The following is a 26,192-nucleotide window of genomic DNA, read 5'->3' as shown; positions in this document are numbered from 1 at the left end:
CCGACGATATAAAAGGTTTTATCGATATGATGATAGACTGGTGGATGATTGTATTTATTATACAGAGCAACTCCCTATTCTACAAACAAATCGGCGCTCACCGTTATTTCGCCGCTTAAAAGTGGCGAAATGAGTGTCCGAACAATTGATGAGGGGGCAATGGATGAGAAAAGCGGGATGAATTTCTCCGAGTATATGGCGATACTCTCAGAGCATTTATGCAAACGATATCGTGTATTTCGATCCGTTTATTGAGTAGCGTCTTGATGGCCTCGAAAAAGTAACCAACTTGTACGAAAGTATTCGTAGCAAAATACATGTCGATAAATACGAAATGCTCAATCCTCTTGTACAATCTGTAAAGGATATGGCTGTTCTCACCTACAATCTCAATTCTTTTGTTGGCACATCCGTACATAAATGGAACTGCACTGAAGTTTACCGGCTTGAAGGTGATGCCAACTGGAAAATCATTCAAATTCGATGTAAAAAGCCAGTAGCAATGGAAACCTAAATTTGTCAAACATAATTCCATCTGTAGGACTTTCATCATATTTACATTTCATTCATCTTCTGGGCGTTTTTTTAATCAGTTGTCTTACTTCCATGAAAATAACACATCCTTTCAAAAGGTTAATGTAAAGGTAGTTTTATCAGAAGTAGAATGCGCAGTAATGAAACCGCCGTGCAAATGCATAACCTGGCGCGAAAGGCTCAGCCCTATGCCCGACCCGTTTTCTTTTGTGGTGAAGAAGGGTACGAAAATCTTATCAAGATTGTCGGGACTGATGCCCGGGCCGTTATCCGTAAGGTGAATGCAGAATTTACCCTGCGGATTAATGGTGGTATGTAATACAATTCGACGATCCGACGTTTCGCCGAGGGCATCTATTGCATTGTTGAAAAGGTTTATAAGTACCTGCGAAAGAAGCTTCTCGTCGCCGGGGAAATCGACAAGCTGCTCGGCGCGTTGAATGCTGAAGTTAATCTTTCCATCTTCCAGCCGGGGCCTCATCAGCATGGTCATACGGTGAAACCAACCATCAATATTTATCGGGGTAAAAACCGGACGTGGAATACGGGTCAGTTTCCGGTAATTATCCACAAAATGCAGCAGCCCTTTGCCGCGTTCTTCAATCACAGAGAGTCCGTGTATGGTTTGTTCAATATCCTTCGAAGTGAGCCCTTCGGGAGTGACCGTTTTCCCTTCGCGGATAAAAAAACGGCCGAGCGTATTGCTCAGTGAGGTGATGGGAGCCAGCGAGTTCATCATCTCGTGGGTGAGCACGCTGATGAGTTTTTGCCACGTATCGAGTTCGTTTTCCTCCAGCTCTGTGCGGATGTCGGTCATCGAAAATATGCGGTATTGGCGTTCGGCAAATCGCAACTGCGCCGCTTTGATCGAAATCTGGCGGATCCCGTTATTATCGGCGAGTTTGAGGATTTGGGTTTTTCCGGAAGAGAGTTGTACGATAACGTTAAACAGAGGTTCGTTTTTTTGACGGAGCAGGTCGATATGCACCAGATGTGGCAATCCGATGATCATCAGCGCCGCCTGATTAATCTGTTCCACATAGCCTTTCTCGTCAATCGCCATCAGCCCCGTGGCCGAACTTTGCATCAGTTCGTTGAGGAAGCGCTCGTTCTCTTCGTTTTTTAGCTTTATACCGGCGATGTAGCTGTTGATGCGATTGAGGCTCCGGTGCAGGTCGTTGATGGCTTTATTGCGGATGGTTTCGGGAAACTTCAGCGTGGAGTCTTCGTTTCGGATGGCATCGAAGAAATAGGCCAATTTGCGGTTTACTCCATTTATATAATAAACCAGGCTGAAAACCGTCCACAGCAGAAGCAGCGCGCAGATAACCGCAGCAAAAACCTGCTTGTAAAAAACGGAAAGGATTAATCCTGCCGCGAGCAGAGCCACAAAAGTGATGCGCAGGACGATATTGAGGTTGAATGCTTTAATGTCCATAGCGGCTTATTTTATTGTAAAGCGTTTGACGCGAAATGCCCAGTTCGGAGGCTGCGGCCGACAGATTTCCATTATGCCGATCCATGGCCGCTTCAATCAGTTGCCGCTCCAAAGCTTCGAGCGTAAGGGGAGCCGATGAGGTGCCGACCGGGCAGCGAAGGTTGAAATCGTCGGGAGACAGATTTTCGCCTTCGCAAAGAATGACCGCCTTTTCGATGGTGTGCTGGAGTTCGCGTACGTTTCCCGGCCACGGGTACTTCATCAGTTTTCGGATGATCTGCGGGTTGAGCCGCAGGTTTGGCTTTTGGTATTTCTTCGCAAACCGTTTGAGGAAGAAGCCGGCCAGCAGCTCGATGTCGTCACCCCGTTCGCGCAAGGGCGGCACCTCGATGCGGATGGTATTGATGCGGTAAAGCAAATCCTGACGAAACAACTGTTTTTCGACCAAAGCGTCGAGATTGGCATTGGTGGCCGTAATCAGGCGAATGTCTATTGGGACAGGCTGATTGGCGCCAAGTGGAACAATCGCCCGGTTTTGCAGCGCGACCAGCAGTTTGGACTGCGAAGGCAGGGGCAGGTTTGCAATCTCATCGAGGAAAAGCGTTCCGCGATTGGCCAATACGAATTTTCCGGTGCGGTCGTCCCGGGCATCGGTAAAAGCCCCTTTTTTATGGCCGAAGAGCTCGCTTTCGAACAGGTGTTCGTGAACGGCTCCCATGTCCACCGTCACCATCAGCTCTTTACTGCGGTTAGATCGTAAATGTATCTCCCGGGCAATCACCTCTTTCCCGGTGCCGTTCTCTCCGGTTATCAGCACGTTGGCGTCGGTGCGGGCCACCTTGTCGATGGTTCGCAACACTTGTTGCATGACCGGCGAGGAGCATAAGAGTTCGCACGGTTCTGGATTCAATTCATTCTTAAGGCTCTGCTCGCGCTGTTTCAATGTTGCGATTTCTTTGCCCGAAGAGCGCAGGCGCATGGCCGAATGCAATGTCGCCAGCAGCTTTTCGTTTTCCCAAGGTTTTAATATAAAATCGGTTGCGCCGTGTTTAATCGCTTTTACGGCCAGCTCTACCTCACCATAGGCTGTAATCATAATTACTTCTACATCGGGATAAGCTTTTTTAATGTTATCGAGCCAGTAAATCCCTTCGTTTCCGGTATTTATCCCGGACTTAAAATTCATGTCGAGCAATACGATGTCGAAATCGGTTTTCTGCATCTCCGCCACAATCTGGTTGGGCGACGAGAGGGTAACTACCGTCTTGAACTCGAATTGCAATAGCATATTGAGCGCGCTTAACGCACTTTTATTGTCATCGACAACAAGGATTTTTCCGGGATTCATAGTTTTTTTTGTTATATCATCGGTGCGCTGCACCTTAACGTCTTCTTGCGATTAATTATTCTACAAATATTTTGGGTGCGCTGCACCTTTTGTCCTCGAACAATCTTAGCAATGTATGACAATTCAAAGCTATGAAATTTTTTGATTTGTTATTCGGTCTGTCAAAATATTTGACAATTGGGTGTCAAGTATTTTGACAGACCGAATAATACTTGCTGCTTTTAAATAGCTGTTTGTCAAATATATATATGTTTTGGCATGACATTTGCCAGATATTTGATAAAATAGTAAACTATCTATGAAGCATTGGTTTGTAATATTGATTTTATGTGGAACATCAATGATGATGCGGGCGCAGGAGGCACTCACCTATCACCAATGTGCCGAATATGCATTGAGCCATAATTTGGTGCTTCAAAACAGTAAGCTTGATGTTGATAAGCAGCGCGTAACCATGCAAAATGCCACGCAAAGTTTTTTGCCCCGTATTAGTACCGGTTCCTCTTATGAAATTAATAATGGAAAGACGTTAGATGCAACCACCAACACTTATGTTGTGAATAACCTGTTTTCGAATGACTGGTATCTGAGCGGAAGCATGCTGCTTTTCGATGGTTTCAGGCAGGTTAACCGTGTAGCCTTTGAGCAATTTAACCTCCGCTCGGAGCAAGAGGCTTTAAAGCAAAAGCAAAATGAGCTGATGTACAGTGTTTTGGAAGCATATACAGCCCATCTGCTTAATCTGGGGCTGGCCGAAGTACAGTTGGAGCAATATGAGCTCTCGAAAAAAGAGTATGAAACTGTACAGAAAAAGACAGAAATTGGCCGGGCAGCGGGAAGCGACCGTTACGAAGTGCAAGCCCGGCTGGCAAACGACGAATACCAATTGCTCCGCTGCCGGAATGCAGTGCAAAAATCGGAGTTTACGTTGCGAAAGTTGATGAACTTTCCGGCAGATTCGGACTTGCATATATCCGATTTGACGGAAGAGGCCGTGGCCGACCTTCCATTAACAGGCGACAATCTCTTAAATACCGCTGCCGATGTGCTTCCGCAGATAAAAATCCTGAACAACCGTTACGAGGCTGCGCGGCGGAGTGTGCGGATAGAGCGGGCATCCTATTCTCCCCAACTGAGCCTTTACGGTGGTTGGTACAGTGGTTATTACCAATCTGTTGTGAACGAAAACGGTAATGTGGCAGGATTTTCGGAGCAGCTGAAAGGCAACAGGCGGTTAAACTATGGCCTTTCGTTGCGGATTCCCCTGTTTGATGGTTTTAGCCGCCGAAACAGTGTACACATCGCAAAGATAGAATTGCAACAGGCGAAAAACAGATTGAGTGATGGACTGAAATCACTGAATTATGAAATACAGCAGGCGAATCGGGACTACGAAGCCGCTTTAAAGGAATATCAGGCAGCAAAGAAGAAAACCGAAAGCGAAAAAATAGCTTTTGAAGCGGTACGCAAAAAACGGGAAAAGGGATTGGCAAACATCATGGAATACTACGAGTCGAAAAATAATCTGGCTAAGGCACAGAGCGAGGTTTTGCGCACCCGGATGCAGACTTATATCATGCAGGCGAACCTCCGGTTTTATCAAACGGGAAGCATGATGACGTGGTAGTTCTTTCGGGATTAATAAAAGTAAAAAAACTATCAAGATTATGGACAGAATAATAGAAGATAAACGCCGGATAAAACCGAAACATCTGAAAATCGCAATTCCGGTTTTGCTGACTATTGGCCTGATATTGTTTATGGCTCTTCGCGACAAATCAGACACCTTTCGCATCGAAAAAGATAAGGTTACCATAGATCCGGTTACAAACGGAATGTTTCAGGATTATATACAGGTAGTAGGAGTTGTCGAGCCTATTATGTATATGTATCTGGATGCCATTGAAAGTGGCACGGTGAAAGAGATTTGTATCGAAGAGGGAAACATGGTGCGCCAAGGCGATGTGATTCTGCGCCTTACCAATATTAATCTCAACCTGAGCATTCTCGAAAGCGAAGCCCAACTGGCAGAGAAATCGAATTTCCTTCGCGAAACCCGCATCAACATGGAACAGCAGAAACTGACCCTGCAACGCGAACTGCTTAACCTCGATGTCGATGTGCAGCAAAAAAAACGAAAGGCAGAACAAAATAAAGCGTTGTATGCCGACGAACTTATATCGCGCGAAGATTATCTTCGGTCAAAAGAAGATTACGAACTTTCTCAAAAAATGGAAAAGTTGATGCAGAAACGCTACCTTCAGGACTCGATATTTCGCAGCAATCAGGTGGAAAAAATAAGCCAGAACCTTGCGAGTATGCAGCGAAACCTCGAACTGATCTATCAGCGGCAGGAGAATCTTAACGTTAAGGCGCCTGTAGATGGGCAGTTGGCGCTTTTGAATGCCAAACCAGGGCAAGCGATTTCGGTGGGGCAACGAATAGGCCAGATCAATGTGCTTACGTCCTTTAAAATCAAGGCCAAAATCGACGAGCATTACATCGACCGTGTCCGTAAGGGGCTTACCGCTTATGTGAGCCGCGAAACGGATACTCTTCAGATGGAGGTAGGCAAAGTATACCCCGAAGTCCGCGATGGCCGGTTTGAGGTCGATCTGTTCTTCTCCGGAAAATTGCCGGGAAATATTCGTGCCGGACAAAGTTATAATGTGGGGCTGCAATTGGGCGAAACCCAGCAAGCCATCATGATTCCCCGGGGAAGCTTTTATCAATCCACCGGCGGACAATGGATTTATGTGCTGGCAGCCGATGGAAAAACCGCTGTAAAGCGCAACATCCGCATAGGTCGCCAAAATCCGCGCAGTTACGAGGTACTTGAAGGCTTGCGTCCGGGAGAAAAAGTAGTCACCTCGGGATACGACCTGTTTGGCAAAAATGATAAGCTGGTATTAAAATAGCTGGGGTAGTTGCGAATTACAAGTTACGAGCGGATCTACAATTAGATTTATCGCAATATAATTTAATAAATAGCAAAATGAACATATTACTAAAATCTGTTTTTCGAAAGATCTTAAAAAATAAGGTCAATGCCATTGTCAATTTGTCGGGGCTTACCATCAGTATGGTTGCTTTTTTATTCCTGTTATCGTGGATTCGGTCGGAGGAGAGCTACGACCAGTCCTGGCCGACACACGACCGGATGTACAGGGTGGCACTTTCCCAATCGGGTAATGGTATCATAACCCAAAACACGGCCATGAATTATAGCGCGGTAGGCCCAACGTTGCGCAACCAGCTTCCCGAAATAGAGGCTACAACCAATATTGCGAAAGATGTAATTACTGTTTTTGCCGGCGAAAACAGCTTTCAGAACATCAATATGTTTTATTCCGACACTTCGTTCTTCAAGGTGTTTCAGCGTCCGATTTTATCCGAAAACCCGAAGTATATTTTCTCCGATATTCACGGCGCTGCATTGAGTCGCTCTATGGCTCAAAAGCTTTTCGGAAACGTAAATCCGCTGAACAAGAAATTCAAGCTTAACGAGGGCTGGGAGTTTTTTGTGAGCGCCGTATTCGACGATTTCCCCCCAAAAAGCCATATACAGGCGGATATGATTATTCAATTGAAATCGCTTTTCTATTACATGAATAATTTCAACAACGAAACTGGCATATTGGACGATAGCAAAATCGGGGAGATTAAAAATGGCGAGTCTAACGGAGACTGGGGAGGTGCATGGAGCTATACCTATATGCGCCTGAAACCGGATGCCGACATTAAAAATGTGGAAGCGAAGTATGCACAAGTCATAAAACCGGCAATCAAGCATATAACCGATGCCGGAGAAGTGGTGAAACTGATTTTTCAGCCGGTGGGCGATATTCACCTGAACTCGCACCTCGAAGGAGAAATCATGACAAACGGAAGCAAGTTCAGGGTGATGGCCTGCCTAGTGATAGGATTGCTCATCATGATTATCTCGTGGCTTAATTTCATGAACCTGTCGATATCCGATTATTTGAAACAAGCGTCGAAAGACAATATCCGGCGGGTAATAGGGGCAGGAAAAAGGGATGTCATGCTGCTGCATGCCATAGAAATATTGCTCCTTCACGCCGTTGCCGGAGCAATCAGTTTGGCTATTGTTGTCTCGTTGTTTAAGAACGGATTGCATGTTGCCGGATTTGACATTTCTCAGGTAAGCTTTCTGTATTTAGGGGGAATAACCGCCATATTAGTATTGATTGGCGCTTTTGTTTCAGCTCTTTATCCATTTTTACAGATTTATAAACCGCAACCATCCATTAGCTTCAAGCAAAAAACAATATTAGGGCGAAGAAGCCTGTTTTCGAGAGAAATACTGGTGGTATTCCAGTTGGCGACATCCATATTTTTGATTATCGCTACCGGTTTTATTTTTAAACAAGTGCAGTTCATGCAAAACCAGTCGCTTGGTATAAATCTGGATCAGACATTGGTTTCATTTTCTCCGATGACCATGATTAAAAAACCTGCCCGTGCGGAAAAGCTGGCTTCTTTCAGGGATGAGCTGAGGCGGATTCCGGAGGTTAAAGCCTTTACTACGGCTGAAACGGTTCCCGGAAAAGCTTTTGAAAGAAAAAGCAACGAAGTCAGCCTGATTGGCAAAGAGAGCACAAAAGCCAACTTCTCGTTAATCAGTATCGACCAGAATTTCGTTGACTTTTTCTCGATAAAAATGCTCGCAGGAACAAACTTTCCGTTTGCTTCCGGTTATGATGCCAACGAAGTAATTATCAACAAACAGGCTTGTGTAAAGTTGGGTTTTCAAAACCCGCAATCGGCGGTTAATTCATTAGTTACCATACAAAAAAATACTTACCGAATCGTTGGGGTGGTGGACAACTATCACCATCTTTCGTTGAAGGATGCTATTGAGCCGATAGTGTTTTTCAAAAGTCTGAGATGGAACAGGGAAGTGGGGTATTATTGCATTAAAATATCTCCCGAAAATATGAAAACCACCATGCAGAAAATTAAGAACTGCTGGAATCAGATCTATCCGCAAGAACCCTGTTTGCTCTCTTTATTGGACGATAATTTTAATGCCCAGTATGAAGAGGACATTAAGTTTCAACACCTGTATGCCTTCTTTTCGATACTGGCCATTTTTATTGCTTGTATGGGGCTCTTTGCCATGGCTCGGCTAACGGCCGAAAGCCGAACCAAAGAGATCGGCATCAGAAAAGTGAACGGTGCAAGGGTGGACGAAGTAATGATCTTGTTAAACAAAGATTTGGTGAAATGGGTACTCATCGCATTTGTCATTGCAAGCCCAGTGGCATGGTTTCTGACTGACCATTGGCTTCAGAATTTTGCTTACAGAACCGAACTTAGCTGGTGGGTATTTGTGTTGTCCGGCCTATTGACCTTTTTCATTGCTTTACTTACCGTGGGATGGCAAACTTACTGCATTGCAGTTCGCAATCCCATTGAATCACTCCGCTATGAGTGAGAATATTACTCGTAACTCATAACTTAATCAACCGCAGAGGTCGCAGAGTTTGTGGCAGAGAACCGCAGAGGATGATTGCTCGTCTACTCGTAACTAATAACTTGTAACTCGTAACTAAAAACTAAAAACAACAACTATGATCCGAATCAATCAACTTTCACGTGTATTCCGCACAGAAGAAGTGGAAACCACAGCGTTAGACAACGTAAGCCTGCACGTAAAAAAGGGCGAGTTTACGGCCATTATGGGGCCATCGGGGTGCGGGAAGTCGACCCTGCTCAGCATACTGGGCATGTTGGATAACCCCTCATCGGGCAGTTACCTTTTCGACAACACCGAGGTTGCCAACATGCGCGAGCGCCAGCGGACAAACATCCGCAAAGGGAATATCGGCTTCGTTTTCCAGAGTTTTAATTTGATCGACGAGCTGAACGTTTATGAAAACGTAGAACTTCCTCTTATTTACCTGAATATGAAGGCGGCAGAACGCAAGGCGAAGGTAGAAGCGGCTCTCGAACGCATGAAGATTGGCCACCGCAAGCACCATTTTCCGCAGCAGCTCTCGGGCGGACAGCAGCAACGCGTGGCTATTGCCCGTGCCGTGGTGGCTAACCCAAAACTGATACTGGCGGATGAACCGACTGGTAACCTCGACTCGAAAAACGGACTCGAAGTGATGAAGCTCCTCTCTGAACTCAACAAAGAGGGCGCTACCATCATAATGGTTACGCACTCCGACCGCGACGCCACCTTTGCACACCGCGTTATCAACCTTTTCGACGGAAAGATTATGAGCGAAGAGAGCCAGCGGGTTTTGGAGCATTTCGTTATGCAGTGAAAAACTTTCAGGTGTGAAATTTACAAATATGAATAGAACGCTGATTTTCGCTGATATAGCGGATTTGAAAACGGATTTGAATTCAACTACGTTGAATTTTTTCCGAATCGATCTATAATCTGCGATGCCAGAATCACAAATATCAGTCTCATATCAGTTCTATTCTTTTTTTGAATTCTTGGTTAGGAAATAAAATACAATTATACAATTAAATAAAATGACATATTATGAGAAAACTGTTTTTGTTATGTCTGCTCACAGTGGTTTGTGCGGCATACGTTCATGCACAAGAGGTTAAAATGTCGTCTGTTCCTTACACGATGCACTTCGAGAATAAGGCGCAGGACTATAAGGTATTGAGTGAAAACTCCATCCAGATTGCTGCGCCGGCTTACACCGATCTGTTTATATCGCCGGATGGCGGTTTTAAAACGAACCGGTCGCCGAGGTTGGTATTCACACCGGATTCGGGTTTTACACTTTCGGCAAAAATCAAGCCGGCCTTTAAATCGAAATGGGATGCGGGTGTCTTGATGATATTCAATGACAGCACGCACTTTGCGAAATTCTGTTTTGAGGCCGATTTCAAAGGTCAGCCAAGGGTTGTATCAGTTGTCTGCAATGACGTTGCCGACGATTGCAATTCGATGCCTGTCAATAATAACGAGGTTTATTTCAGAATTACAGGATCTACGAAGGGTAATACATTTACGCTTAGTTATTTAGAAGAAGGGAAAGGATGGCTTCCAATACGTTCCTTTAGGTTAAATAAAACTGAAAGCCTGCAAATTGGACTCTGTGCTCAATCTCCTACAGGGAAAGGGTGTAAAGTCGATTTTACGGATATAAATTATCTGCCTTTTCAATAAACTTTTTGATGACAATGAAATCACAAACGCCAACAATGGTTTATGGATTGGAAATCAGTAATATAAAACTAAGAATCGATATCATGAAAACTAAATTATTGAGCATTATTTGTGTTTTGTCATCATTTTGTCTGCAAGCACAAGAAAACAAGCCTATAATCGTGCAAACGGATAGCGAGCCGGTTGCTAAGGGCAAATTCGAACCGACATGGCAATCGCTCAGTCAATACAAGGTTCCGGAGTGGTTTCGCAACGCCAAATTTGGGATTTGGGCGCATTGGGGGCCTGCATGTCAGGCAGAGCAAGGCGATTGGTTTGCCCGATTTATGTATAACGAAGGAAGCGATGAGTATAAATGGTTTGTTACGCATTATGGGCATCCCTCAAAAGTGGGTTTTAAAGATGTAATTCATAACTGGAAAGGTCAGAATTGGGAACCCGATAAGCTTGTGGCACTATATAAACGAGTGGGGGCGCAATACTTTTTTGCCATGGCCAACCACCACGATAACCTCGACATGTGGAACAGCAAATATCAGGAATGGAATACCCTGCGCGTAGGCCCCGGAAAGGATATTATTGCCGGCTGGGCAAAAGCGGCTAAAAACCAGGGGCTTCCGTTTGGATTGAGTGTCCATGCCGCACATACGTGGACGTGGTTCGAAACTTCTCAGTGGTCAGATAAAAAAGGAGAATTTGCAGGTATTCCCTATGATGGCAAACTGACTAAAGCCGATGGCAAGGGAACTTGGTGGGAAGGGCTTGACCCGCAGGAACTTTACGAACAAAACCATCCGTTGAGTGCAGGAAACGACAACATCGAAAGCATTTGGAAGCCAGTATTTGATGAAGCAACTAAAACATGGAGAAGACAATGGGACTGGGAAAATGGGGCGTCAATTCCCTCTCAAAAATATTGCGAAAAGTTTTATAACCGGACAATGGATTTGATCAACCAGTTTAATCCCGATTTGCTTTATTTCGATGACGACGGTTTGCCGCTGTATCAGATAAGCGATGCCGGGCTGAAACTTGCCACCCATTTTTATAACCATAACATGGCCACCCACAAAGGTAAGCTCGAAGGTGTTTTGTTTGGTAAAAAACTAACCGCTGAACAGAAAAAATGTTTGGTCTGGGATGTGGAACGTGGCGCTACCAACAAAATAGAATCCGCCCCCTGGCAAACCTGTACCTGCATTGGCGACTGGCATTACAACAGGGCTTTTTACGAACAGAACCGTTACAAATCGGCAGCAACCGTCATCCGCATGTTGGTGGATATTGTGAGCAAGAACGGAAATATGTTGCTGAATATTCCTGTTCGGGGCGATGGCTCCATTGATGATAAAGAAGTGGTCATACTCGATGGCATAGCTGCCTGGATGGATGTAAACAAAGAAAGCATTTTCGATACACGCCCATGGAATGTGTACGGAGAAGGGCCTTCGGTCGAAGCTGCCGGATCGAAGGTGGTAGAGGGTTTCAATGAAGGTAATGCTAAATTGAACAGTAAAGATATTCGCTTCGCGCGGAAAGGGAATGTGGTTTATGCAACCGTGATGGGAGTTCCCGCTGAAAATATTTCGCTCAAATCGCTAGCGAAAAACGGCGGGGCATTAAAAATCAAGAATATTGAAATGCTTGGCAGCAACGAAAAACTATCGTGGGAGCAAAATCCGGAATCGCTGGTAATTCGAAAACCAAACAGAATTCCGAACAATATTGCAGTCGTATTTAAAATACAAACAAGATAAAAGGATGAAAAAGATTTTTGTACTGATTTTGGCTTCGGCTATTGGCTTTGGTTCAATATTTTCACAAACCAAAACAAGAGATTTGCATGTCACCTATATTGCGAATGACGGATTTATGATTAAAACAAAGCATCACAAAATATTAATTGATGCTTTGTTTACAGACGGATACGGGTATTTTGCAACTCCAACAAAGGAAACATTGAGTCAAATAATGAATGCGGAAGCTCCGTTCGACAGTGTAAACTTTTGCTTTATAACCCATTATCACAAGGATCATTCCGATTCGAAACTGATGAACGACTATTTAAGCAAATTCCCTTCGGTGAAACTGATAACCACGAAGCCAACACTCGTATTTATCGACGGGGAACAGTTTCGGTTTGTCAAATTGAAAAAACAATTTTGCGAGCTCACACCCGAAACGAATAAAAGCATCAAGCTTACGATTGACGATGTAACGGTGAAGGCTCTCGGGCTAAAGCACATGCCGTATTTCGAGGATGGTATTGATATAGAGCAATATATGAAAAATATCGGGTTTTATATCCATATGGATGGGGTCGGGATTTTTCATTCGGGCGATACGAAAATGGAGCAGTTCAAAGATTACATGGCAAAAAACGGGCAATGGAAAGAACCCGTAGATGTGGCTTTTGTCTATTACGAGCTGTTGAATAATGGCAAAACGGATTTGGATTACCTGAAAAAGACAATAAATCCCCGACACATCGTTGTCATGCATTTGCCTCCAAGCCTGTATGGGGAATGGTCAAAGAAAGTAGAGCAATTGAAGCAAGTTTTCCCCGGGATTACTCTTTTCAAGGATGTTTTGGATAATAAAACGATTGGATTCTAGCGGTTCTCCGAGTTTTTTAATAAGTGTTTATACAAAGTAGTAGAAAAATTCAATCTCCGACAAACGAAACGATAAGAATGGGTCATTGAGGATTGTAACTGAGTACATAATAAACCGCATTGGCAATGTAAATAACTAATTGACATGTTTAGAATCTATTTTATTACAGCTTTCCGAAGCCTATTGAAAAACAGGAGCGTGAGCCTCATCAATATCCTGGGGCTGACCATTGGGCTGACTGCCTTTCTGTTTATCCTTCATTACCTCATTTACGAAACATCGTACGACCGTTTTTTTGACGGCAGCGAGCGGGTGTATCGTATCAACATGTCAATGACCAAAGATGGTGTAAGTACCTACGAAGGCGCCCAGACTCCCCGACAGATGTACTTCGCGCTAAAGCAGGAACTGCCCGGCGTAGAAGCTAACACGCTCACTTACCTTGAACGTTGCCTTATCCGCAACGGCGTGATTGGGTATAGCGACCAGAACGTACTCTGGGTGGACGCAGGTTTTGAGAAGGTTTTTCCGCTCACCATGTTGCAGGGCAAGGCCGATTTCAAAAAACCGCTTACGGGAGTATTGTCTGCCAGCAAGGCCAAAGCCCTTTTTGGCAACGAAAGCCCGGTGGGTAAAATCATTAAAGTGAATGAGGGGATGCCCGTGGAGGTAACCGGCGTTTTTGCCGATTTGCCTTCGAACACGCACCTCGATGCCGAATATTTTATATCGATCAATACGTTTGTGTATTATAAGTGGATAGGCGAACAGGGTGACTGGAACTGGCCGGGCTGGTGGAATTATATCCGCCTGAAACCTGGCGTTTCTGCAGCAGAGGCCGAAGCCGGTATCAACGGTTTTGTGGACCGTCACATGGCATTCCTGAAAAAGGAGGGAAAAACCGCTCATTTCAAGCTTCAGCCATTGCCCGACCTGCACTTCCTTCGCGGGTTGCAGAGCGAGTTCGGAGCCGGTACCAATCCCAAATCGCTGGTCAACCTGCTTATTGTGGGGCTGCTCACTTTGCTCATCGCATGGATAAACTTTGTGAACCTCTCAACGGCCCAGTCGGTAAAGCGTACGCACGAAATCCTGATCCGGAAGCTCATCGGGGCTTCGCGCTTTCATATTTGGCTGCAATCGTTTGTCGAAAGTTTTATTATCAATGTTGTGGCTGTAATTCTGGCGTATGGGCTATATCTGGTTTTGATGATACCATTTGCGCATTTTTTCAGCCTGCCGCTTGGTCATGCCTATATTCCGGGCGGGAAAATCGCATTCTTTCTGGCGCTTGCGTGCCTCTCCGGAATTGTGTTTTCAAGCATTTATACTTCGGTAAGCATTTTTCGGATGGGAGCGTTCACCGGACGCAAGGAAGTGAAAGGCAAAAGCGGTTTCAAGAAAGGTCTGGTTATAGCGCAACTGGTTATTTCCATTGTTTTTATCAGCGGAACGATTATCGTGTTTAAGCAGATACGCTTTATGCAGAACTACCAGTTGGGTATGAAAATCGACCGCGTGCTAATCTTAAGCGGTCCGGCATCGACCAACATTCAGGGCGAAGGACGAAGAACGAAGTTCCTTGCGTTTCGCAATGAGGTGCTTTCCGATCCTCATTTTATCGCTGCAACTGCGACCATGAACGTTCCGGGACAGGAACCGCGTTGGAGCTCGGGTGAGTTCGTCCGTCCGGATGCAGGAGTTCAGCCGGGCGCGGTTTTCTGCACCAACAATGCCGACGATGGTTTTATTAACACCTATTCGTTGAAGTTGCTGGCCGGGCAAAATTTTTCCGTCACTCCGGCCAATAATGCCAATAAAATATTGATAAACGAGAGCTCTGCCCGAAAGTTGGGTTTTGCCAATGCTCAGGATGCCATAGGCAAACAAATCGTACCCACCGGCGACAACCGGAAGCCTGTCGAAATTATTGGCGTGGTGGCCGATTTTCACAACGAGGGGTTGCACAAGCCTGTTTATCCGATGGTTTGGAACAATGACCACCCCTACGAGTTTGGATTCTATTCCATTCGTGTAAATAACCCGAACATGCAGGAGGCGGTTGCCCAATTGCAGAAGATATATAAACGGCATTTTCCAGAAGATCCGTTTAACTATTTCTTTGCCGACGAATTGTTTAACCGACAGTATTTCTCCGAAGTACGTTTTGGAAAATTCTATATCCTGCTCACCATCCTGTCGCTATCCATTGCCTGTCTCGGTCTGTACGGATTGTTGCTGCATTACATCAACCAGAAGAAGAAGGAGATAGGCATACGCAAGGTCAATGGCGCACAGGTGTCGGAAGTAATGCTGTTTATTAACCGCAACTTCCTGCGTTGGACGGCCATTGCCTTCGTCATTGCCTGTCCGCTCGTGTATTGGATGATGAATAAATGGTTGCAGGATTTCGCCTACCATACCGACATCAGTTGGTGGATATTTGCGATTGCGGGGTTGGTTACGCTTTTCATTACCGTGCTTACGGTAAGCTGGCAAAGCTATAAGGCGTCGGTTTGCAATCCGGCGGATGCGTTGAAATACGAATAGTCAATAAGTATTTCATTGTCCTCTAAATATTGAAAAGACAGAACAATGGAAAGCGGTTGATAGAAAATCAGGTACTGTAAATAAACTGTACAACAAAATCAGCCCCCCCTCTTAGCGCGGGTTTGCAACCCGCGCTTTTTATTTAAACAGTCTGTGACTGTTTTTGAAGTTGCAAACTTCACACATAGAACCTCTTTTGTTTCGCTATCGCAGTTGCAAACTGCTCAAAACAGATGGTACGGGTTACAAACCCGCCTTCGTCACACCGAATGTATAACCGTTGTTGAAAAATGATGTATGGTCAAAGCGGATGTGTTATCCGCCTTTCCATTATTATAGGAATTTGAAATTCCGAAAACAAATAAGCAGAACATTTGAACCATTGCTAAAAAGCTTAATTTTATAGCGGAATAGTTTGTTGTCGGATTGAAAATCCTATTAGTAACTAAGGGGGCGGAATACAATTCCGCCCCAACGGTTCCGCAACTTTTTATGGTATATCCGGAGGTACGGGTGAGTGATCCGGATGGCGATACATTTACCTACAAATGGACGGCTCCGGCAGGTATTACCCTGAGCGCTACCAATGTGGCTAAACCGGTCTTCACAGCACCAATGGTGGATAAGGATACGGAATATACCTTTACCCTGGTGGTCAATGACGGTAAAGCCGATTCTCCGGCTGACCAGATTACGGTTTGGGTGAAGAACACAGGCGGCAGTGGCGTTCCTTACGTGAAAGCCGATAGTAAGCGTGTATCGCTTTATCCGAATCCGACCAAAGGCATCGTCTATGTAACCATCAACGATCCGTTTGCCAAGGTTACATCGTAATGGTCAATGACAGCCGCGGACAGGCTGTACAGGTCCTAGCCAAAGATAAATCGGTTACCCGCTTCAGCATCGACATCGGTCAGTGTGTAACCGGCGTGTACACCATCAGCGTGATTGCTAAAGAAGGCACATCGACCACGAAGGTGATTAAGAAATAAACCATCTTCAATCCATTAACCAATAGCGGCACTGAAAAATGCCCGGGAGTCACTCTCCCTCGCATTTTTCAGTGCCGCTGTCGCGTTTTTCAGTGTCTCCCACGCATTTCGGAGTGCCGCTCTCGCATTTTTCAGTGCCGACCATCCATTTTTCAGTGCCGCTGTCGCATTTCGGAGTGACTCCGGAGCGTTTTTCAGTGGCTCCCTTGCATTTTTCAGTGCCCCGCTCCTTCGTTCATATCGGTAGTTGAGTTTTCTTCCGGAAAGAAATGTTATTTTTGAAAGTCGGTCATGAAATCAAAAGGCTTGGTGTGTTAGGTTGATGGATTTTGAAGTTGATTCTTACACTAAGGTAAGGCCAGGAGGCCTTGATTTTCTGACGACGAAGGTGGAGCCTGTCGCCGAACGGCTGACTGCGGTTTTTTGAGTTTGTGGAGGTTTCGATAGGCTACGGGCAACAGGGGGTGATACACCTTACGGAGTTCCTCAAGGTCTTTTTATCTTTAAACCCTGAAATATGTATGATATGAATAAATATTGTTTGGTGGTCGTTACATTATTATTTATGATATTTCTTTCAGATTGTAATTCAAAAAAAAGTTTAGCACCTTCTGCTTATTCTTTTCCATTAAAGGACCTGGATTTAAATGAATATTCTGGGAGATGTAATAAGACTGTTTATGAGCCTCTTGAGTTTTATGTAACCCATAATGATAAACGTTATAACTTAAATAATTATGAATTATTGATTAGAATTGAGGGACTTATTGCATATAAGGGAAAATATTGTCCCTTAATCAAGGTTGATAACTTACCAATTTGTATCGATAATAACCTTACCCAAATCTCAACAATTGAAATCAATGCGATTGATTCAAGAAAAAAGATGGTATATCTTTGGAATAAAAAAGAATCCTATTGCTTGTTAGGCCATCGTAAAATTCACATTAAGCTAAATTGTGATGAAGATGACAATTATCAAATTAAATTTGACAATCAATTATTCTACTGGTAACTTCCCCTCGTTGATCGTAGGCTTGTGGAGGTAGTTTGGCGAAAGCTCTGCTTTCGTCATTGGTAAAAGCCAGCCTCCAGGCTGGCAAGAGTCGCTGCAGCAAAAACAAGAAAGCAGTTTCAGCAAAAAGTGAATATCTGAAGCTGCTTTCTTGTGTAGGAATAACCAATCTTAGAACTTTATTTCTGGTCAGGATTGTGTCTTCTGTTCTCTGTGAAATAGAATCATTTAGCCCGTTGGATATGAAAGTTGAAATTGATATCGCCGAACGTGCTCCACAATCTCACCCAGATGGGAAGCAACATCTCCGTTCCCCGGGTAGAAGTGATATCGCCCAGATCAATTATGGTTTGTTCTCTCCAGCCAATTGAGATCAAAAGTTCCTTCACCATCGCTTTCGCTTCCTGGTCGTTTCCACTCACAAAGACATTGTGGTCACCGGGAAGTAAACCGGGGTTCATTTGAATATATACATTCATCGTATTCAGGCTCTTGACCACTTTAAGACCGGGGAATCGGTTCTGGATCTGTTCTCCCAATGAATCCGTATTGCAAACAAACAAAGAGGGGGGCAACCCTTTAGAAAAATCAAGTGGATTCGAAATATCCAGCAATACTTTTCCATCCATTGCGGCCTCACCAGCCAGCTCTAACACTTCCAGTGAAGCAATCCCACTTGTCGCATTTATGATCAAATCCGCTCCTTTTACCGATTCGGAAAAGGTCACCAGGCAGACTTGCGGATTTGCCTTGTGCCATTCAGAAAAAGTGATACCTGTCATCCGGTCAGGTTCTGTCCGGGAAAGAGTCGCGTCCGGATTGCGGGTACCCATAGTCACTTTATGTCCCAACTCCACGAGGCGCTTTGACACGGTCTGACCAACCATTCCTGTACCTAAAACTGTAATGTTCATGGCCTTTGAATTTAAATGATTAGATTCTGTAAATAAGACTATTGCGTGTGTTAAGTTGTAACATTACCCAAAGTAAAATGTTCAGGAATTTATGGCTTGAAATCTGCCCTCGTTGATTGTAGGCTGGTGGAGGTAGTTTGGCGAAAGCTCTGCTTTCGTCATTGGTAAAAGCCAGCCTCCCGGCTGGCATGAATAACGATATTCCGTCTCATTGGATATAAACCATAAAAGTTGTAATACCGTCAGGACGTTATCTGTAAATACATAGATGGGAAGTTCATTATTGAGCTTAAGTATTGTAATTGTAAATTCTGGTAGTTACTCAATCAAGATTACACTAAAACCTTTTCTGGTAAGAAATTGACATGTTCAGTTGATTCCCTTTTTGTCCGGCAATATATTCCTCATTCAACCAGGAAGCTGATACGGATATGATATTTAACTTCCTGATGCTTCGTTTATATCCGACAGATACTTTTTTTGAAACCAGATTAACGGATTCTTTATTAAAGGCAAGCACTACGTTTTCGTTGTCAGGAGAAAGGCCATACCCCACACTTCCGTAAAAATAATCATCTGTTCCACCAAAGTAATAACGCATAGTTCCGGTGTAGGAATGAGAAAGACTCTTTTGGTCGGGCACAAGGGTTACCCGGCCGTTGAACCAAAAGTTTCTATAATATTTCGAGAGTCCGACGACATAGATCCACGCAGAGCTACCAAACTTTAAATGCCGGAAGCCTAATTCAGCTTCAAAACTTTTGGGCAATATTCCATACAAAGAAGCTCCCATTCTGAATCGGGGAAATACCGATGTCATGTCTGAAAAGCCGATATTAGTGTATGCATATAAATCCTTCATTAGATGAGGATACGCATCTATTTCCCCCTGAAAGGCAGTCTTTCCGAACCGTTCACCACGATTTATCCTGCCTGTTACCGAACCTATTGATGTGAAGCGGGTATAATCAACATTAAATATATGCCAGGGGGATTTGTGAAGATAATCTCCATATCCTTTATCAAACCACGTAAAATCATATCCGACACCGACTTTATTTAGCGCCGCTGCATCACCAATATCAACGATTAGTGATCTTGCATCCAGATTTGAAGGGTCTTTTTGCAGGATTGCCTGAGCCACTTGATAAGCCTGGATGTATTTTTTATCAGCTTTTAGTATTTTGATCTTTTTAATCAGCAAGCTTGAGGACTCCGGATGATATTGCAACCCCTGATTACAATAAGTTAAAGCATCGGTATAATTGTCGTTCCAGTATTCCAGGTCAGCTAAGGCCGAAGCTGCGTCTTCATAATCAGGATTTAACTTTAATACAGTCTGTAATTCAATCCTTGCACTATCGATCTTCCCACTCCAGGTATAAATACGTCCCAGAAAAGTGCGGATATCGTTATACTGAGGACTTAATTGCAATGCCTGACGTGACAACCTGATAGCAAGTGGATAATCTTTTTTGTTGAAGGCTGCATCTCTTGCTTGCTGAAACAGCTCATCTGAATTAAACTGTTGCTGAGCAAAGCCTACGGAACAATAGAATATTGCAATACAGGAGAGGATTAATCCATAATATTTACTTCGATTATAGCTGAATATATTCATAGAATGACATGTTTAGTAGCGAATACAACGGTTTCTGGTAACGAAAAGCTATCAATATTGCTTCAATAGGTTTTCAGGTAATAATGTTTTTTGATCTATCATTTCTTTATTTCGCAGAATAAACTGATTGAGTAAACGCTGCAACTTATCTGACTGGATTACATCTTTAACAGGTTTAAGCCCCATATTCTCCGAAAGTTTAAAGACTTTACCGGCGCTCAACATATAATCCCCCGAAATGAATTCATTTACTCCCTCTTTGGTCTGCATCAGCGGATAATTGTTTCTATTTCTAAAGAAATGCGCGGTATCAAGTCCGGCTCCCAGCCAACTCACAAGAGATGGGGCCTTAATACGATACTGCTTTTTTTGAAAAGTTAAAATAGTAGGGGAAATATCCAGATGAGAAACTACTGCCGGAAATTTCGAAGCTTGTTTCAATAACGGACTATAAACAATTAAAGGAACATGATATCTGTCAATCTTTGTGCTAAGCGGAATATCCGGCATCCGGTGATCTCCGGTAATGATAAAGATCGTATTTTTAAATGAAGGCTTTAATGAATAGTTTCTGAAAAAACAGCGCAATGCGTCGTCTGCATACAAGATACTCGCATACTGTGGTTTGTACTCCCTGTGCTGTTTTACAGAGGATGCATCAAGTTTCAATTCCTGTATTCTTTTTTCAAATAGAGCATTATATCGCTTCTGATCGTTCACCAGGAATGGATTGTGTGTCGCAAGCGTTAGCAAAACACTGACTCTGGGCTTGTTTTTCGGTTGTTGATCCAGATTACTGAGGTAAAATCTGAATAATTCCGAATCTCCATATCCCCACGAAGAAGCCGTTGAATTTGATGGCAGCTTTTTATACGAACTGTCAAAATTATACTGATCATAGATGTGACTGATCTTCTGTTGCTTCAGGAATAGATTCATGTTGTCAAATTTTGAATCTCCGCCATAATAAAATGATGACTGGTAGCCATTGTCAGCAAGTATTCGCATAAGACTCAAATGGGATGGCATTTGATTGCCTGATTCGGCAAACCCGTTTGATCCATAAGGTAATGACCCTAAAATAGAAGGTAACGCCTCAAATGTACGCCCTGCAGTACTCAAACAATTTTCCCAATAAAGACTGTGCCGCGATAAAGAATCAAGGAATGGGGTAAAACTCTGCAAATAAGAATTATCGTTTGAAAAAGCACGTCCTAATCCTTCGACAATAATAAAGACGTAATCGGGAGCCGTTTCGCTTTTCCGAATATATGAAGAAAATACATCTTTTGTGCTATCGACATGCATAAAGGCATATTTCCCGGGATCTTTATATGTAAAATCATTTTCGATTTTCCCATCTGAATATTTAGCGTCAAGACTAATGTCTGAATTATTCCCTGAATGGAAAAAATAGTCAAATGAAGCGGCATAAAAATATGAAGATTTATTGGTCAGTAAGTTATTGTTGTATTCCGATCCAAAATCGCTTACAACCATACTCTTAGAAATGCCAAACAAAAAGAAAAGGATACAGAGAATAGGCAATCCAATGCTGAAGTTTGAAGTTACCCGCTTATAACGGGGTATGTAAACAAATGCAGCTATAATCACAGAGACACTCAATAAAAGGCTGGCTATACCCCACACGCTTATGGCTGCGCTTAAAGTTTGCTTTATTTCTCCGAAAGAGTAATGATAAGCATCTGCTCCTAACGGATTAAGAGCAACAGAAAAATATTTTACAAGCAATAAATGACAGACGCTGATAACAACAGGGACTAGAACAAGTAAGATTCTTGAAATCTTTGGAGCAAAATAATTCATCAAACATGAGGCTACCAACAAAAACACTCCAAACGTTGAGTAAAAACACAAATCAAAACAAAGCGCTGTTCTAAAAACCGGTACAAGGTTATCTTTCAGCCCAATATTAAACCGACTACCGGTAAATTCATAGATTCTCAGTGCTAAAATGAAAACAAAAAGAATTACCATATTTGTCGAGAAACTCTCCAGTAAGCTAACCAGACTATTTTTAGAGATTTGAGGATTAATGTTTGACTTCATTACAGAAGATTATTTGTTGAGGAAGTTACAATTGAGGTTCGCTTAAACGGATATCCGTATTGAAGCAAACCTTGTGCCTGTCCATTTTATATGAAGTTGTTTAAGTATAAGATATCGGTTTAGAACGTAAAATTGCTTCTGTAAACCGACCATCTTTCTTAATCACGATTATTTATATGTTTGATTTCTTTTTACTAGAGGAAAATCCGGTTCGCTCCATATTTCCCCATCCTTTTTCGCCTTTGAAATAAGAGATGTTCCCCAAAATGGACCAATAAACATTCAATGGATGAAAAATAAGAGGCTCAACAAAAGGGATCAAAAAGAGCTTAAGCTGATGCCGGACTTTATCATAACGATGAAAAGTTATCTCCTCAAATAAAAGAGCAGTACATGAAAAAGCAACGGAAAAGAGATATCCTAATGCAAAAAAAAGGCACAAAAACTTCCAGTTTAACTGGCCAATAATAAACAGAAATATAACGTAAGTTATTCCGATGCTTTCAAGAATCGGCGTCATCCATTCAAGAAACAGATAATAGGGATACGCTACGAGCCCCATCACTCCATGTTTCCTGTTTAAGAAAACATCTTTATGAAAATACAAAGTATCCATTACCCCCCTTGCCCACCGGTTACGCTGACGTTTGAGAACCTTTAGGGTTGAAGGAACCTCTGTCCAGCACAAAGGATCCGGAATATACTCTACCCGATGGCGGATTTTATGCTCATATGCATATTTTCGCATTCTCACAATAAGTTCCATGTCTTCACCCACCGTGTTACGGTTATATCCCCCGCAGTTTATCACAATATCTTTATCGAAAAGGCCTAAAGCTCCCGAAATAAGCATTAATCCATTGACCTTACTCAAGGCAATGCGCCCTATAAGGAAAGCGCGGGTATATTCAATTACCTGAAATTTTGCCCACAAGTTTTTGGGAACCTCAATATCAATCAGGTGTCCATTTTCAAGATGACAAGAGTTCGCGACACGGATAGCGCCTCCCGTAGCCAATACACGTTCATGTTCAGTTTGAAGGAAAGGCTTTACCAGTTTCAGTAATGCATCAGGAATAAGGACTGAATCTACATCTATGGCCACAAATAGCTCGTGGCGCGAAATGTTTATACCCGCATTGAGAGAATCAGCCTTACCTCCGTTTTCTTTATCTATAACCGTCAGAAAATGATAAGCCCGGTTAGTCGAGCGGTAAATTCCCCTTATCTGTTTGGTTGGAATCCGATAATTCACCACATAATCAACTTTCTCTAACTGGTATTCCCGGATTACTTTTTCCAGAGAATCATCTTTACTCCCGTCATTAATAATTATCACCTCAAAGTCACCGTATTGTATGGCTAACAAGGCTTTGATATTATCAATTATAGTTTTACTCTCATTGTATGCCGGAGCCAAAACGGAGATGCCAGGTGCATAGGGCGATGAAAGCAGAACACTGTAATCCACCATCTTGTTGGTCTTATTATAGTGTACAAGCTTATACATCGATAATAATCCCATCAGAAAATAGATGGAATAGATTACTATCGAAAAACTGATAAAAAAAGAATCCAGGAAGGTACTTACCATAGCCATTACAAAATGTGTCCGTCAGAAATATGTCTTACTATCTCCTCAAGGCCGTCAAAGTTTTCAATCGTATTAAGCAACTGGGAACGAAGGTGATGATCCAGACTCTGGATAATTTCAATGCGAATCATTTTATCGGGGTTCGCCATTTCATTAACCAGGAACTCCATCGCTTCGTTTGTACTCAAAAATGCAAGTGTGCGTATAATCTCGATTTTAAGTCTGGGTTCTTCTTTCCCGTAAATGTCAATTAAATTGGGAACAGCTTCGTTCATTTCAAAATCCCGCAAAGTCAGTATGGCCTGTTTCCGAACAAAGTCTTTCGTATGACGCAGGTAGGGGATCACCAGATCTGCGTTATTTTTTTGTCTGAACAAACGCGTCATTTGTAAAGCAAATGCTACGACAGAATCATTTTTCTCTGTATAAAAAACAGAAAAGTCGGGAGGTGGAATAGATTTCCGAACTATCAGATTGTAGATATGCAGTTGGTGCCATTCTGAAAGTACCCGGTTAAAGTTTTTCAGAAAATCCAGAGAATGATATTTATCCAGATAAAAAAAGGCCATTTCCGCCTCATTTCGTACTAATGGCATGTAGCAATCAATGGTTTGTCGGGCATATTCTTTGGCAGCTGTAATCTGCATGGCTGATGCTATCGGCAAATACCGAAGTCTGTTACTCCAAAAAATACTCCCTGATTTTTTTAAAACAAATTTGTTACAATCCAACTCATAAAATAGTCTTATGAGCTGTTGGGACTTCTTGCCGATAATACTTCTGTAGAGTAAAAAAATTTGTACAGTAACAATTTTAGGGGGGAGTTTTTTTAATTCAGCTACTGCAATTTTATCTCTGTTATCAATATACTGAAGGATGTATTTTTGAACTTCATCGGTATAATTCTGACGTCTCCGAGCGCGAACCTTAGAGAACAATCGCATATTTATGACAGCCAAAAAAAGTAGTACAATACTCATACTACTCAAAATAGCCATGACAATTAGGTATGGAAATAAAAATCTAAATATCGAGCCGCTTTCTTCCCTTAAATCAGCAGATTGAGAAATAAAGCTCTTACAAAGAGAATGAATAGGTGTCAGAAAACCTATGCCGGATGATTGGATAGGGGAAACAAGCCATTCATCAATCCGAATAACAAGAATAAAGAAAAGAATAAAAGCCAGAAAAAACGAAGATGCCATCATCCGCCTGTGAGTAATCATAGTTCTATTTACTTTCGGTTAATAATGGTTTTGATTCTCCAGATTAGGCGGTCAGGATCAACCGGTTTGTAAACGAAATCTTTTACCCCCAAACGAAATACCTGATCAATGACTTTCTCAGAGCGAATATCAGCATAAACCAGGATCGCGATATTCTGTTTTATCTCTCTGACCTTTGATATAAGTTCAAGACTATTCAGGCGAGGCACAAACAAATCTGTCACCAACACATCTGGCATCTTTGTTCTGATCAAGTCCATGCACTGATAACCATCTGTTGTTACTGAAACATCATATCCATACTTGTCTAATTCCTGCTTAAGCATTTTCACGAAAATCAATTCTTCGTCACACACTACTATTTTTATCATCTATCTCTCTAAATTAAAGGGGCAGCTTCTCTATTATTTTATACCCTTGTCGGTAAGGCTTAAAACGTGATCCCCAAAAATTACTCAAAAAAAAATAACCCTTATAAAAGCCATATTCTCGTTTTTAGGAATAAATCCATTGAGAATACTTGGAAAAAACAAAAATAAATATTTAGTTTGAGCCTGAGAAACCAATCTCTCCGTATCATGGTTAATATATCACAAATTCGGTCGTTCGCGTAGCATAATAACCCGCAAAAAAAATACCTCATGAAAAAAATAACATTTGATACAATTTCTGATGTTCTCCGCTTCGCCATTAGTGAAGAACAGAACGCAATAAGATATTATACACAGCAAGCGCAATCAACAACCAACTATGAGAAGAGGACTCTGTGGGAGCAACTTGCCACAGATGAAATAAGACATAAAGCAATCCTGTCAAATGTCCTTGAGCAAGAACTTTTGGGTGATAAGGAAATTAATCTGATAATAGATTTAGATCAAACTGAGATTTACCATTCTGAAGAGGTGTCAGATTTGAATGAGGTTATTTACGAAGCAATCAAAGCAGAAGAACAGGCCTGCAAAATGTATCTTGATCTTGCGAATATAACTGACAATGATCATATAAAAGGAGTGCTTATAACTATTGCCTCTGAAGAAAAGGCCCATAGAGATAGCTTAATAAATGATCTGAACATCCAGAAATAAAAAGATCCGACATTTCTATAATTA

At 42.7% G+C, this 26,192-nt stretch carries 21 protein-coding genes and 1 pseudogene; 13 read left to right on the top strand and 9 right to left on the bottom strand.

Annotated elements, in window-relative coordinates; all coding sequences use genetic code 11:
- Window positions 1–289 precede the first annotated feature (289 nt).
- Window positions 290–514 (top strand): hypothetical protein, encoded by a 225-nt coding sequence (locus MLE17_RS04305; protein WP_243347712.1) that lies wholly within the window; start codon window positions 290–292, stop codon window positions 512–514.
- On the opposite strand, the pseudogene MLE17_RS04300 reads toward MLE17_RS04305, so the two are convergent.
- From MLE17_RS04300 to MLE17_RS04290, 3 genes and pseudogenes are all read right to left on the bottom strand, one after another.
- Window positions 474–563 (bottom strand): annotated as a pseudogene (locus tag MLE17_RS04300) (IS1595 family transposase); the annotation flags it as partial. The gene MLE17_RS04305 and the pseudogene MLE17_RS04300 overlap by 41 nt on opposite strands.
- A 62-nt stretch (window positions 564–625) precedes the next feature.
- Window positions 626–1,972, bottom strand: coding sequence for a sensor histidine kinase (locus MLE17_RS04295; RefSeq protein WP_243347393.1), 1,347 nt, complete (start codon window positions 1,970–1,972; stop codon window positions 626–628).
- Window positions 1,962–3,320: a sigma-54-dependent transcriptional regulator gene (locus MLE17_RS04290; protein ID WP_243347391.1), complete on the bottom strand. Its 1,359-nt coding sequence runs from the start codon at window positions 3,318–3,320 to the stop codon at window positions 1,962–1,964. The genes MLE17_RS04295 and MLE17_RS04290 overlap by 11 nt, the downstream gene beginning before the upstream one ends.
- A gap of 298 nt (window positions 3,321–3,618) precedes the next feature.
- On the opposite strand from MLE17_RS04290, the gene MLE17_RS04285 reads away from it, so the two are divergent.
- The 11 genes from MLE17_RS04285 (at window position 3,619) to MLE17_RS04235 (ending at window position 17,658) form a co-directional block, all read left to right on the top strand.
- Window positions 3,619–4,947 (top strand): TolC family protein, encoded by a 1,329-nt coding sequence (locus tag MLE17_RS04285; protein ID WP_243347382.1) that lies wholly within the window; start codon window positions 3,619–3,621, stop codon window positions 4,945–4,947.
- Between the two features lie 40 nt (window positions 4,948–4,987).
- Complete coding sequence (locus tag MLE17_RS04280) at window positions 4,988–6,238, top strand: efflux RND transporter periplasmic adaptor subunit (RefSeq protein WP_243347380.1); 1,251 nt, start codon at window positions 4,988–4,990, stop codon at window positions 6,236–6,238.
- A gap of 77 nt (window positions 6,239–6,315) precedes the next feature.
- Complete coding sequence (locus MLE17_RS04275; protein WP_243347379.1) at window positions 6,316–8,778, top strand: ABC transporter permease; 2,463 nt, start codon at window positions 6,316–6,318, stop codon at window positions 8,776–8,778.
- Between the two features lie 136 nt (window positions 8,779–8,914).
- On the top strand, window positions 8,915–9,616 hold the full coding sequence (locus MLE17_RS04270) for an ABC transporter ATP-binding protein (protein WP_243347377.1): 702 nt from the start codon (window positions 8,915–8,917) through the stop codon (window positions 9,614–9,616).
- A 227-nt stretch (window positions 9,617–9,843) separates the two neighbouring features.
- Complete coding sequence (locus MLE17_RS04265) at window positions 9,844–10,485, top strand: DUF1349 domain-containing protein (protein ID WP_243347375.1); 642 nt, start codon at window positions 9,844–9,846, stop codon at window positions 10,483–10,485.
- 83 nt (window positions 10,486–10,568) lie between these two features.
- Window positions 10,569–12,242 carry an alpha-L-fucosidase gene (locus MLE17_RS04260; RefSeq protein ID WP_243347373.1) on the top strand — a complete coding sequence of 558 codons (1,674 nt, stop codon included), beginning with the start codon at window positions 10,569–10,571 and terminating at the stop codon, window positions 12,240–12,242.
- Window positions 12,243–12,246: 4 nt separating this feature from the next.
- Window positions 12,247–13,101: an MBL fold metallo-hydrolase gene (locus MLE17_RS04255; protein ID WP_243347371.1), complete on the top strand. Its 855-nt coding sequence runs from the start codon at window positions 12,247–12,249 to the stop codon at window positions 13,099–13,101.
- Window positions 13,102–13,245: 144 nt separating this feature from the next.
- Window positions 13,246–15,651 carry an ABC transporter permease gene (locus MLE17_RS04250; protein ID WP_243347370.1) on the top strand — a complete coding sequence of 802 codons (2,406 nt, stop codon included), beginning with the start codon at window positions 13,246–13,248 and terminating at the stop codon, window positions 15,649–15,651.
- A 426-nt stretch (window positions 15,652–16,077) separates the two neighbouring features.
- On the top strand, window positions 16,078–16,485 hold the full coding sequence (locus MLE17_RS04245; protein WP_243347369.1) for a PKD domain-containing protein: 408 nt from the start codon (window positions 16,078–16,080) through the stop codon (window positions 16,483–16,485).
- Window positions 16,485–16,643 (top strand): T9SS type A sorting domain-containing protein, encoded by a 159-nt coding sequence (locus MLE17_RS04240; protein ID WP_243347368.1) that lies wholly within the window; start codon window positions 16,485–16,487, stop codon window positions 16,641–16,643. The genes MLE17_RS04245 and MLE17_RS04240 overlap by 1 nt, the downstream gene beginning before the upstream one ends.
- Before the next feature lie 517 nt (window positions 16,644–17,160).
- Window positions 17,161–17,658 (top strand): hypothetical protein, encoded by a 498-nt coding sequence (locus MLE17_RS04235; RefSeq protein ID WP_243347364.1) that lies wholly within the window; start codon window positions 17,161–17,163, stop codon window positions 17,656–17,658.
- A gap of 224 nt (window positions 17,659–17,882) precedes the next feature.
- Here MLE17_RS04235 and MLE17_RS04230 read toward each other — a convergent pair whose 3' ends face one another.
- The 6 genes from MLE17_RS04230 to MLE17_RS04205 all read right to left on the bottom strand — a co-directional run bounded on the left by MLE17_RS04230 (window position 17,883) and on the right by MLE17_RS04205 (window position 25,454).
- Entirely contained in the window at window positions 17,883–18,572 is a 690-nt protein-coding gene (locus MLE17_RS04230) for an NADPH-dependent F420 reductase (RefSeq protein WP_243347362.1), read from the bottom strand.
- Window positions 18,573–18,909: 337 nt separating this feature from the next.
- Window positions 18,910–20,193: a YaiO family outer membrane beta-barrel protein gene (locus MLE17_RS04225; RefSeq protein ID WP_243347360.1), complete on the bottom strand. Its 1,284-nt coding sequence runs from the start codon at window positions 20,191–20,193 to the stop codon at window positions 18,910–18,912.
- Window positions 20,194–20,244: 51 nt separating this feature from the next.
- Window positions 20,245–22,263: an LTA synthase family protein gene (locus tag MLE17_RS04220; protein WP_243347358.1), complete on the bottom strand. Its 2,019-nt coding sequence runs from the start codon at window positions 22,261–22,263 to the stop codon at window positions 20,245–20,247.
- A gap of 172 nt (window positions 22,264–22,435) precedes the next feature.
- Window positions 22,436–23,857 (bottom strand): glycosyltransferase family 2 protein, encoded by a 1,422-nt coding sequence (locus MLE17_RS04215; RefSeq protein ID WP_243347357.1) that lies wholly within the window; start codon window positions 23,855–23,857, stop codon window positions 22,436–22,438.
- Window positions 23,858–23,862: 5 nt separating this feature from the next.
- Window positions 23,863–25,083, bottom strand: coding sequence for a HEAT repeat domain-containing protein (locus MLE17_RS04210; RefSeq protein ID WP_243347355.1), 1,221 nt, complete (start codon window positions 25,081–25,083; stop codon window positions 23,863–23,865).
- An 8-nt stretch (window positions 25,084–25,091) separates the two neighbouring features.
- A complete protein-coding gene (locus tag MLE17_RS04205; protein WP_243347354.1) occupies window positions 25,092–25,454 on the bottom strand; it encodes a response regulator in 363 nt (120 codons plus the stop codon).
- A 270-nt stretch (window positions 25,455–25,724) separates the two neighbouring features.
- Between MLE17_RS04205 and MLE17_RS04200 the strand changes: the two genes are divergently transcribed.
- On the top strand, window positions 25,725–26,168 hold the full coding sequence (locus MLE17_RS04200) for a ferritin family protein (protein WP_243347353.1): 444 nt from the start codon (window positions 25,725–25,727) through the stop codon (window positions 26,166–26,168).
- Window positions 26,169–26,192 lie beyond the last annotated feature (24 nt).

Source organism: Parabacteroides sp. FAFU027, from assembly GCF_022808675.1.
GTDB lineage: Bacteria > Bacteroidota > Bacteroidia > Bacteroidales > UBA7332 > CAXXIC01.
This window is presented reverse-complemented; position numbering and strand designations above follow the sequence as displayed.

Bases quoted from the DNA above. Each gene is read 5' to 3' on its own strand.
- MLE17_RS04295 (WP_243347393.1), bottom strand. From the start codon at position 1,972: ATGGACATTAAAGCATTCAACCTCAATATCGTCCTGCGCATCACTTTT.
- MLE17_RS04290 (WP_243347391.1), bottom strand. From the start codon at position 3,320: ATGAATCCCGGAAAAATCCTTGTTGTCGATGACAATAAAAGTGCGTTA.
- MLE17_RS04285 (WP_243347382.1), top strand. From the start codon at position 3,619: ATGAAGCATTGGTTTGTAATATTGATTTTATGTGGAACATCAATGATG.
- MLE17_RS04280 (WP_243347380.1), top strand. From the start codon at position 4,988: ATGGACAGAATAATAGAAGATAAACGCCGGATAAAACCGAAACATCTG.
- MLE17_RS04275 (WP_243347379.1), top strand. From the start codon at position 6,316: ATGAACATATTACTAAAATCTGTTTTTCGAAAGATCTTAAAAAATAAG.
- MLE17_RS04270 (WP_243347377.1), top strand. From the start codon at position 8,915: ATGATCCGAATCAATCAACTTTCACGTGTATTCCGCACAGAAGAAGTG.
- MLE17_RS04265 (WP_243347375.1), top strand. From the start codon at position 9,844: ATGAGAAAACTGTTTTTGTTATGTCTGCTCACAGTGGTTTGTGCGGCA.
- MLE17_RS04260 (WP_243347373.1), top strand. From the start codon at position 10,569: ATGAAAACTAAATTATTGAGCATTATTTGTGTTTTGTCATCATTTTGT.
- MLE17_RS04255 (WP_243347371.1), top strand. From the start codon at position 12,247: ATGAAAAAGATTTTTGTACTGATTTTGGCTTCGGCTATTGGCTTTGGT.
- MLE17_RS04250 (WP_243347370.1), top strand. From the start codon at position 13,246: ATGTTTAGAATCTATTTTATTACAGCTTTCCGAAGCCTATTGAAAAAC.
- MLE17_RS04240 (WP_243347368.1), top strand. From the start codon at position 16,485: ATGGTCAATGACAGCCGCGGACAGGCTGTACAGGTCCTAGCCAAAGAT.
- MLE17_RS04235 (WP_243347364.1), top strand. From the start codon at position 17,161: ATGTATGATATGAATAAATATTGTTTGGTGGTCGTTACATTATTATTT.
- MLE17_RS04230 (WP_243347362.1), bottom strand. From the start codon at position 18,572: ATGAACATTACAGTTTTAGGTACAGGAATGGTTGGTCAGACCGTGTCA.
- MLE17_RS04225 (WP_243347360.1), bottom strand. From the start codon at position 20,193: ATGAATATATTCAGCTATAATCGAAGTAAATATTATGGATTAATCCTC.
- MLE17_RS04220 (WP_243347358.1), bottom strand. From the start codon at position 22,263: ATGAAGTCAAACATTAATCCTCAAATCTCTAAAAATAGTCTGGTTAGC.
- MLE17_RS04215 (WP_243347357.1), bottom strand. From the start codon at position 23,857: ATGGTAAGTACCTTCCTGGATTCTTTTTTTATCAGTTTTTCGATAGTA.
- MLE17_RS04210 (WP_243347355.1), bottom strand. From the start codon at position 25,083: ATGATTACTCACAGGCGGATGATGGCATCTTCGTTTTTTCTGGCTTTT.
- MLE17_RS04205 (WP_243347354.1), bottom strand. From the start codon at position 25,454: ATGATAAAAATAGTAGTGTGTGACGAAGAATTGATTTTCGTGAAAATG.
- MLE17_RS04200 (WP_243347353.1), top strand. From the start codon at position 25,725: ATGAAAAAAATAACATTTGATACAATTTCTGATGTTCTCCGCTTCGCC.